Below are 9211 nucleotides of genomic sequence, written 5' to 3' on the forward strand. Positions count from 1 at the left end.
CTTGCCCCTCCGCACCGTGTCATTACTGTGGGGATGAGATGAACAAACGCGTATTTGGACATAACGGCGGGATGGTTTCCGAAGTGGGCCTGGGCACCTGGCAGATCGGGGGAAGCTGGGGCGAGGTCTCCGACGAAACGGCGGAGGCGATTCTCCGGACCGCGGTGGAGCAGGGAATCAATTTTTTCGATACGGCTGACGTCTATGGAGGGGGATTGAGTGAACAGCGAATCAGCCGTTTCCTGCGGAAATCCGGAGACAAGGTATTCGTGGCGACGAAATTGGGGAGGGGCGGCGATCCGGGCTGGCCCGGCAATTTCGGCCGGGAAGCCATCCGCCGGCATACGGAGGCTTCGCTTGGGCGTCTTGGAGTGGAATCGCTTGATCTGACGCAACTGCATTGTCTGCCAACCGAGGTTTTGCGTCAGGGCGAGGTTTTCGAGTGGCTGCGGGAACTCAGGAATGAGGGGAAGATCCGGGCCTTCGGGGCGAGCGTGGAATCGATGGAGGAGGCGCGGATCTGTGCCCATCAGCCCGGAATTTCCTCCCTGCAGATCATCTTCAATATCTTCCGCCAGAAACCGATCACCGAGCTCTTCGATCTGGCCCAGAGCAAGGGGATCGCGATCATCGTCCGGTTGCCGCTCGCCTCGGGTCTGCTCTCGGGAAAGTTCACGGTGGATACCCGCTTCGGGTCCGGGGATCACCGCAGTTTCAACCGGGACGGCCAGTCCTTCAACGTGGGTGAAACCTTCGCCGGTCTCCCCTTCGAGAAGGGGGTCGCTTTGGCCGATCGGTTGAAGGAGATGGTCCCCGACGGAATGAGTCTGGTCGATCTGGCTCTGCGGTGGATTCTGGACTTCGAGGCGGTCACCACGATCATTCCGGGGGCGACCCGCCCCGAACAGGTCATGGGCAACGTCCGGGCGAGTGCTCTGCCGAGGCTCTCGCCGGAACTTCACGGGGCGCTCGCGGAGTTCTACCGAAATGAAGTCCGCGACCATATCCGCGGTCCGTATTGAGGATTGACCTCATCCCCGCTGCCGAGGTGTCCCTGGGCATGGCATGGCGCGAGCGCCAGCCCGACAGATTGTGGCATCGTTGGTTTGCAGGGCTGGACCTTGGTCCATGCCGGGCGACCATCAGCTTTTCTCAATAATCCCCGTGCTTCTTGACCATCTCGATGAGTGCACAGTAGGTCTTCCAGGAGACCTGGGGCGGGATCGAGTGATCGGAGTGGTAGATGTAGCCTTTCTTCTCCTTGCCGGCCGTGATCTTTGAGACGAGTTCGGCCTCGATCCTTTCGAGATCGTTGTCGATCATGGCCATGACGTCGACGTTGCCGAAAAAGGACATCCTTTCCCCGTATTTCGGAACGAGATTGCGGATGTCCATGTTGGCCTTGCACTCGAGCGGCTGGAGGCAGTCGAATCCAGCTTCCAGATACAGGTCCATCACCCCGTTGACATCGCCATCGGTGTGGTAGATGAACTTCATTCCGTTCTCATGGGCGAAATCGCAGAATCGCTTGTGGGATGGCCAGACGATCCTGCGGTAGAAATCGGGGGAACACATGGTGGCGTGGTTGTAGGCCATGTCGCCGTAGACCCAGAGGCCGTCCGGTTTGATGCCGGCGTCGATGAAGGCCTGAAGGTTCCTCAGGCTCAGGTCTGTGGTGACTTCGCTGATGTCGGCGATCCAGTCGGGGTCCTCCGCCATGGCCATCAGGGAGGAGACATCCCCGAGGAGTTTTCGAAGGGACTCGAATGGTTCCAGGCCCGTGATGTGGGTCCACTTGCCCTCCTTTTTTGCCTGGGTGTACTTGGTGCGGGCCTCCTCGACATCAACGCGGATGCCCTGGTTGACGATGGCCGGGCGAAAGCGCTCGTACCAGATTTCCCGGGTCTCGCATTCCCATCCGAGATGGGTGGGCGTGGTCTGGTGGTCCTTGAAGACCATGGTGGATCCACCCCATTCATCAAGGACGGACACGGTGTTCTCATCCTCGGCCAGGATCTTCCGTTGTCCCGGAAAGGGGTGGGGCCAGAAGATCCCGTTGAGGGTCGCGATGTCGGAATCGAGCCGGGCCAGAACCCCGGCGTGACTCCCGACCAGCCCTTCTCTCTCCCACCGGTTGATCGTATCCTGCCAGAACGAATCATGGCGCGGGATGCGGTCGTGATCGCGGCGTTCCATGGCGCGATTCATGCGTTCCTGGCTGGTGAGTGGGGTGGTCATCATGATGGGCGGTTTGGCGGCGAAGTGGAGGGTATGCGGCGTGGACCCCGCGAATGTCATTAGCAGGAGCAAGACATCATATTTCTCAGCATTAGTGAAGCTGATTATCGAGCGGGCTGACTTGCCGACTTCCCGCTTCGCGGTGATCCAGTCCCGAGATAAGAGACTCGCTTTTCTCCTCGGATTCCGCTTCAATGAAGGTTCTCAGTACCGCTGAGTGTGATGCCCCCAAGGGATGAGATTTTTGACTGGCCTCTGGCCGACGAAGCGACCCGCTTCGCTGAGGTCTTTGTTGGCGCCTTTTTGGAAACGCATTCTTTGCCCGACACCTGGTCCAGCGCATGGCGGATGAGACGGGGACGGAACTTTCAGTGGGTGGATCATCTGGTGGTTGATGGCGCTCACCGGGATGAACTCGCGAGGATGGGCCTGGTCGAGGAGTCTGTTCCGGCGCCGGCGGGGGTCACGGTGATGCATCACCCGAAGGCGATGATGCCCCGATTCCTTCTGGCCGAGACCTCGGTCAAAGGCGAGGTGCCGCTGAGCCTTGCCATCCGCCCCGAGTTCATCGCCGATTTCGCGGCGGCTCACAACCTGGAGTTTCGGCCTGAAGGTGGTCCGCGTTCGCGCTACCGCCGTTTCCTGATCAGCGAGGAAAACGGGGTTTCGTTTTTCGCGGTCGAGCGTTTGGCTGACCGCGGCTTCGTGGTTCGGGATTCGACACCCGATGAACAGTCCGCCGTCGCCTCAGCCAGTGAACTCTGGCGGACCCGGAAGCGAAAGGGCGGCGACGACGCGGACGGCTTTGCCCGAGGTTTCCTGGTTCTGGACGAGGTGCTGCAGCGGGTGGATCGCGACGTCGCCTGCCAGCTCTTTTTCGAAGAAGAACGGCGCTATTGGGAAGGCCGTAACCGGGCGGCCCGCCTTCAGCGCCACCGACAGGAGCTTCTCGGCCTGGGTTGGGGCAATCATGATCACCATACCTTCCGTTGCTCACGGCGCCACTTCAGCGATGTGATCACCTTCCTTGGCCGCCTTGGCTTTGAGAAAAGAGAGCGTTTCTATGCCGGGGCCGAAGCGGGCTGGGGGGCCCAGGTTCTTGAGCAACCCGGGGCCGGCTTGGTCGTTTTTGCCGATGTCGACCTGATGCCCGAGGAAACCGAAGTCGACTTCTCTTCCGCACCACTGCCCGGTGTTTCCAAACTGGGGACGGTGGGACTCTGGTGCGCGCTCCATGGCGACAGCTTTCTGCAGGCCGGCATGCACCACCTGGAGGCGCGATTCGATTTTTATCGACTGCGCGATCAATTGGCGGAAGCCGGCATAGCGACCATGAAACCGTTTTCTGACTTTGACTTCCTGCGGCAGGCCTTCACCGAGGGCGAGATCTGGGCGGTCGAGCCGGCCCGCCTCGATGCCCTGGTCTCCGACGGGCGGATCACGGCCGCCCAGGCGGAAACCTTCAGGAACCGGGGGGCGATCGGCAGTCACCTGGAGAACCTGCAGCGCAGGGGCGGCTTCAAGGGCTTCAATCAGAAAGCAGTCAGTGTCATCATCGCGGAGACGGATCCGAGGAATGCCATCAAGACCATTCCATCATGAAGATCGGAATCCTGGGTGCGGGGAAGATCGGCACCACCATCGCGACCCTGCTCGAAACATGCGCCTTCTGTACGGAACTCGTCCTGGGTGACAACCGGGAGGAACCCGCCTTTCCCGCCCGGGGAAGAACCGGCCTGAGGCGGCTGGATTTCCGGAATGAAGACGAACTCGATTCATTCATCAGGGGACGCGATGCCATCGTCAGTGCGGCTCCGTTCTTCCTGAATCGGGCCATTGCCCGGGCCTGCGCCCGATGCGGCGTTTCGTATTTCGACCTGACGGAAGACGTCGAAACGACCTCGTTCATCCGTGAGCTGGCAAAAGAGGCGAATGTGGTTTTCATGCCCCAATGCGGCCTTGCCCCCGGGGCGATCAATGTCATCGGCGGTGGCCTGGTGTCGCAGTTCTCGGCGCCGCGCAGCCTGGAACTGCGGGTGGGGGCACTCCCTCTTTATGCCAGCAACTCGATGAAGTACTACCTGAGTTGGAGCACGGCCGGCCTGATCAACGAATACTGCCACCTGGCCGAGGCCCTTCATGCGGGAAAGCGGCTGCAAACACTGCCTCTCGAAGGTCTCGAGAAGATCACTCTCGACGGTGCGGAGTACGAGGCTTTCAATACGTCGGGCGGCGTGGCCACCATGTGTGAAACCTACGAGGGCCGTATCCAGGATTTGAATTACAAGACGATCCGTTACCCCGGTCATCGGGACCTGATGCGTTTTCTGCTCGATGACCTGAACCTGGGAAGGAATCCCAAAGTCCTGACCGAGATATTCGACCAGGAAGTGCCCATGACGGACCAGGACGTGGTCATCATCTTTGTCAACGCGGTCGGCAGCATTGAAGGCGAGGGTTTCCAGCAGAGGTCTTTTGTGAAGAAGATCCTCGGCACCACGGTCCGCGAAACCCGGTTGTCAGCGATCCAGCTTTCCACGGCGGCCGGTGTGCTGGCCATGCTGGAGCTTTACAATGCGGGAGAATTGTCATCGGGATTCGTCAAGCAGGAGTCGATCGAATTGGATCGCTTCTTCTCGACCAAATGGGGCGGGCGAGTCTACGGGCCTGACATCCCTACAGTTGCGGAGCCATGACAGAATCTTCGGAAAACCATGCCACGGTCGCTGAGATAACCTCGGCGATCTTCAGGCGTCTTGGCGTCGAGCGTGACTCTCCGGGGGTCTTCAATGGCGAATGGTTCGGGAGCGGCGCGTGGCTGGAGAAGCATTCTCCGATCGACGGAAGCCTGATCGGGCGCGTGGCCCAGGGAAGCCGAACGGATTACGAGGCCGTCATCCCCCGGGTCCAGGAGGCGTATGCCACGTGGCGGTCTCTTCCCGCGCCTCGGCGGGGCGATGTCATTCGACAATTCGGAAACGCCCTGCGGGCGGTCAAAAAGGATCTGGGAGCGCTGGTTTCGATCGAGTCGGGCAAGATCCTGGCGGAAGGCGAAGGTGAGGTTCAGGAGATGATCGATATCTGCGACTTCGCCGTCGGCCTTTCGCGTCAGCTCTATGGCCGCACGATGCCCTCGGAGCGTCCCGGTCATCGGATGATGGAGCAGTGGCATCCGCTGGGCCTGGTCGGCATTATTTCGGCCTTCAACTTCCCCGTCGCGGTCTGGGCCTGGAACAGCGCGCTCGCTGCGGTCTGCGGCGATGCCACTGTGTGGAAGCCCTCGGAAAAGACACCCTTCACCGCGATCGCCACGATTCGGCTGGCCGAGAAGACCTGTCGTGAATGTGGGGTGGATCCGGCACTCTTCAGCCTGATTGTGGGTGACGGGGCGACGGTGGGGACCGTGCTGGCGGCAGATCGGCGGGTTCCCCTGATCTCGGCCACGGGTTCGACGCCGATGGGTCGCCGGGTCGGCCGGGTGGTGGCGGAGCGACTGGGCCGTTCGCTCCTTGAGCTGGGTGGCAACAACGCGGTCATCGTGACGCCATCGGCGGATTTGAAGCTGGCCGCACGTGCCCTGTTCTTCGGTGCGGTCGGCACGGCCGGACAACGTTGCACGACCACACGGCGATTGATCGTTCATTCCACGGTTCGCGCCCGTCTGATCGACGAACTTGCGCAGGCCTATCAAACCCTTCCGATCGGCAATCCCATGGATCCGCGGACCCTGATGGGACCATTGATCGATGTCGCGTCGGTTCAGGCCATGATGGAGACGATCGGCGAAATCGAGGAGGGCGGGGGCAGGGTTCTCTGGGGTGGCCGGCGTTTGAGCGGTGCACACTATCCGGGAGGATGCTATGTCGCACCTTGTGTGGCGGAAGTCGGGCGGGAGAGGGAAGTGGTGAAACGCGAGACCTTCGCCCCAATCCTCTACCTGATCGACTACAGTGAGTTCGAAGAGGCCATCGCGATTCACAATGAAGTGCCGCAGGGATTGAGTGGCGCCATCTTCACCCGTGACCTGCAGGAGGCCGAGCGCTTCCTCGCGGCGGCAGGGAGCGACTGCGGTATCGCCAACGTGAATATTGGTACCAGCGGTGCGGAGATCGGGGGTGCCTTCGGTGGTGAGAAGGACACGGGAGGCGGACGGGAAAGCGGAAGTGATTCCTGGAAGGCCTATATGCGCCGGCAGACCGCCACGGTCAATTACTCGGACTCGCTGCCCCTCGCCCAGGGCATTCAGTTTGGTGGAGACGCTTAGGGAATTGAACGACGCGTTCGCCTCGACTTGATGGTTGGTCGAGACGTTCTTTGTGACATCGCGTCCATCCGGCGGAATTGTCTCCCCATCGCCCGGATCGCCGTGTAGCTTTCCAGGCATGAGCGAAAAGAAGGCGTCGGGAGCGAAGCCGGTTCTTGTTCAGCTGGGATCATTGTGGACCCTGACCGATTACGGGGGAAAGAAGAGTCCGTGGTCGGTCGAGAAAAAGATCCGAAAGATCCGCAAGGCCGGTTTTGATGGGTTCATGGGGCGGGTTCCTCCGGTGACCCGTGAGATGATCGAAGAGAACGGGCTCGTTTTCAGTGGAATCGTCGACCTCGGCCGGGCGAGCGAGGTTCGACCGCGGCTGAAGCGATTGAAATTGGCCGGTGCCCGCTGCGTCAACGTGCAGATGCTCGATCACGACACCCCGACCCACCGGGCGGTTTCCCTGGCCCGGCGGGTGATGGAAGCGGCGGACACCCTGGCTCTGGATGTATCGATCGAGGTGCATCGCGATACGTGCACGGAAACGCCGGAGAAGGCGTATGCCCTGGCCGAAGGATTCGAGAAGGCCGAAAAGCGGCCATTGAAAATGACCTGGGATTTCTCCCATCCGGCAGTGGTCAAGAGCCTGGGGGCTCCGTTCTGGGACCGGCTGGCGGAGCGACCGGACCTGATTCAGGTCGCCAACCAGTTCCACATGCGACCCTTCAACGGCCACCACGCGCAGATTCCCGCGATGGGCTGGGACGGGAAACTCACTCCAGAGTTCAGGGATTGGCTGGAATTCGCCGAGCGCGTGTTCGCCTGCTGGCTGGAGGCGGCAACCCCGGGTCGCGAAATCTTCGTCTGCCCCGAACAGGGTGCGCCGGGCTACGATCTCTCGGTTTTTCCGGATCGGTGGGACGATATCCAGGTGATCCGTCGCCAACTGGGCAAAGTCTGGAAGCGGCAACTCCGGTCGTGGACGATGCCGAAAGGGTGAGTCTTGAGGATTCACCGTGGGTCGAAGACCGGGTATGGCCATGGTGGTTGCGGCCCCTCGCATCTCTTGGTTGGCTTCCCGGCGGTATAGGAGAATCCAATGAGCAAAGCGCTTGATGATGCCGCCAGGGCGGTGATGGCGGCCCTCGAAAAGGATTGCTGCAACGACCTCGTCTATGGAGTTCGCACCGGGGCCGGGGCCATCGCACCGTGGCCGACCGAGCCTGGCAGGTTCGTGTTTCTCGATTTTGACGGTGTGCTGAACTCAGAGCAAAGCGTGAAGGACTTGGGGACCCGTTACCGCTTTCCGGAATCAACCATCGGCGCTCTGAATACCCTGCTTCAACAGCGGGATACACAGATTGTGATCACGAGCACCTGGAGGGAGGTCTGGACTCTGAGCGAGATCGCCGGCTTCCTCGATCGCGATGGCGTGCTGCCCGGCCGGGTGGTCGGGTCAACACCACTTCTCCAAGAGACCCGCGGTCTTGAGATTGATGCGTGGTTGCGTTCCGCGCCTTATCCGGTGGCGTCGTTTGTCATTCTTGACGATCACGATGACATGGCCATGCATGGTGGGCGGCTGGTTCAGACCGATCCGCGAGTTGGCCTCACACGGGATCTGGCGGACCGGGCCATTCAGCTGCTGGCGACACCATGGAAGCTCGCAACCGGTCCCGCCTTATGAAATCAACAGGTGATTCTCGGGAGACACATGCCTCCACCCCGAACCCAGAGAACGGAGACCCCGTGATTCAGGGATTCGAGCAGACATCTGCCGACCGGGATGCGGCGGGCAGCTGGGAGCCCGTATCCGACCGTAGAATACGGGTCGGCATCGCGGGATACGGCGTCTGCGGGTTCGGGGCGGCTTTCCATTTTCAGGATCATCCCAACGTGACGGTCGCCGCCGTGGCCGACATGAATCCCGGGAAATGTGCCGAATTGGCCAGGTTGTGCCGATGCCTGAGAACGGTGTCCACTTGCGAAGAGTTGATCGCGGATGACTCGCTCGAGGCGATCTTCATCGCGACCGACGCACCGAGTCATGCGCGACTGGCGATCGCGGCGCTCAAGGCCGGCAAGCATGTGGCTTCGGCCGTGCCGGCGGTCTTTGGCTCCCTGGAGGACGCGGACGAACTCTTTGCCACGGTCAAGGCGACCGGTCGCAAGTACATGATGTTCGAGACTTCCTATTATCATGAGGACCTCTATTGCATGCGGGAGATGTACCGGGCCGGAAACCTCGGCAAGGTCATCTACGCCGAAGGCGAATACTGGCACTATTTCGGCGCGCCGTTGGCCGCGCACGGAGGATGGCGAACGGGGCTGCCGCCGCAGTGGTATCCCACTCACTCGAACGCTTACTATGTCGGCGTGACTGGCGGGAGCTTCACCGAAGTCTCGTGCATGGGCATATCCAGTGCCGTCGAACACCTCAAGCCGGAGAACAATGTCTATCGGAATCCGTTCGGTACCGAAATCGCGCTCATGCGCACCAGCGATGGTGGCATGGCCCGGATGGGGGTGAGTTGGGATACTCCCGGTCATGGTGGGGAGCGAGGCCGGATTCGCGCGGAAAAGGGATCCTTCGACCGAGTTTTCCAGAGTCATCAGAAAGATCGGGTGTTTCCGGTGATTGTCCGTCCGCCGCTCCCTCCCGGGGTTGATGCCGGTGGACACGGCGGCTCCCACGGCTACCTGATGAACGAGTTCGTCGAG

The 9211-nt window shown here is 61.0% G+C and carries 8 protein-coding genes; 7 read left to right on the forward strand and 1 reads right to left on the reverse strand.

The features are described 5' to 3' along the window. The first annotated feature begins 38 nt into the window (after positions 1-38). Positions 39-1022 (forward strand): aldo/keto reductase, encoded by a 984-nt coding sequence (locus R3F07_18540; GenBank protein MEZ5278387.1) that lies wholly within the window; start codon positions 39-41, stop codon positions 1020-1022. Between the two features lie 130 nt (positions 1023-1152). Here R3F07_18540 and R3F07_18545 read toward each other — a convergent pair whose 3' ends face one another. Then, entirely contained in the window at positions 1153-2241 is a 1089-nt protein-coding gene (locus R3F07_18545) for a uroporphyrinogen decarboxylase family protein (protein ID MEZ5278388.1), read from the reverse strand. Positions 2242-2586: 345 nt separating this feature from the next. On the opposite strand from R3F07_18545, the gene R3F07_18550 reads away from it, so the two are divergent. From R3F07_18550 to R3F07_18575, 6 genes are all read left to right on the forward strand, one after another. Continuing rightward, positions 2587-3840 (forward strand): hypothetical protein, encoded by a 1254-nt coding sequence (locus R3F07_18550; protein ID MEZ5278389.1) that lies wholly within the window; start codon positions 2587-2589, stop codon positions 3838-3840. Next, the gene (locus tag R3F07_18555) at positions 3837-4934 is read left to right on the forward strand and encodes a saccharopine dehydrogenase NADP-binding domain-containing protein (protein ID MEZ5278390.1); all 1098 of its coding nucleotides are present in this window, start codon (positions 3837-3839) and stop codon (positions 4932-4934) included. The genes R3F07_18550 and R3F07_18555 overlap by 4 nt, the downstream gene beginning before the upstream one ends. Continuing rightward, complete coding sequence (locus tag R3F07_18560; protein MEZ5278391.1) at positions 4931-6502, forward strand: aldehyde dehydrogenase family protein; 1572 nt, start codon at positions 4931-4933, stop codon at positions 6500-6502. The genes R3F07_18555 and R3F07_18560 overlap by 4 nt, the downstream gene beginning before the upstream one ends. Before the next feature lie 118 nt (positions 6503-6620). After that, positions 6621-7490: a hypothetical protein gene (locus R3F07_18565; protein ID MEZ5278392.1), complete on the forward strand. Its 870-nt coding sequence runs from the start codon at positions 6621-6623 to the stop codon at positions 7488-7490. A gap of 99 nt (positions 7491-7589) precedes the next feature. Beyond that, complete coding sequence (locus R3F07_18570) at positions 7590-8177, forward strand: HAD domain-containing protein (protein MEZ5278393.1); 588 nt, start codon at positions 7590-7592, stop codon at positions 8175-8177. A 62-nt stretch (positions 8178-8239) separates the two neighbouring features. Next, positions 8240-9211, forward strand: a 972-nt coding sequence (locus tag R3F07_18575; GenBank protein MEZ5278394.1) for a Gfo/Idh/MocA family oxidoreductase, incomplete at its 3' end; no start/stop codon positions are given.

It is taken from the genome of Opitutaceae bacterium, assembly GCA_041395105.1.
Classification (GTDB): domain Bacteria; phylum Verrucomicrobiota; class Verrucomicrobiia; order Opitutales; family Opitutaceae; genus B12-G4.

What these genes read in the sequence shown, in the direction of transcription:
- R3F07_18570 (MEZ5278393.1), top strand. Translation starts at nt 7,590, where the DNA reads ATGAGCAAAGCGCTTGATGATGCCGCCAGGGCGGTGATGGCGGCCCTC.
- R3F07_18540 (MEZ5278387.1), top strand. Translation starts at nt 39, where the DNA reads ATGAACAAACGCGTATTTGGACATAACGGCGGGATGGTTTCCGAAGTG.
- R3F07_18555 (MEZ5278390.1), top strand. Translation starts at nt 3,837, where the DNA reads ATGAAGATCGGAATCCTGGGTGCGGGGAAGATCGGCACCACCATCGCG.
- R3F07_18550 (MEZ5278389.1), top strand. Translation starts at nt 2,587, where the DNA reads ATGAGACGGGGACGGAACTTTCAGTGGGTGGATCATCTGGTGGTTGAT.
- R3F07_18565 (MEZ5278392.1), top strand. Translation starts at nt 6,621, where the DNA reads ATGAGCGAAAAGAAGGCGTCGGGAGCGAAGCCGGTTCTTGTTCAGCTG.
- R3F07_18560 (MEZ5278391.1), top strand. Translation starts at nt 4,931, where the DNA reads ATGACAGAATCTTCGGAAAACCATGCCACGGTCGCTGAGATAACCTCG.
- R3F07_18545 (MEZ5278388.1), bottom strand. Translation starts at nt 2,241, where the DNA reads ATGATGACCACCCCACTCACCAGCCAGGAACGCATGAATCGCGCCATG.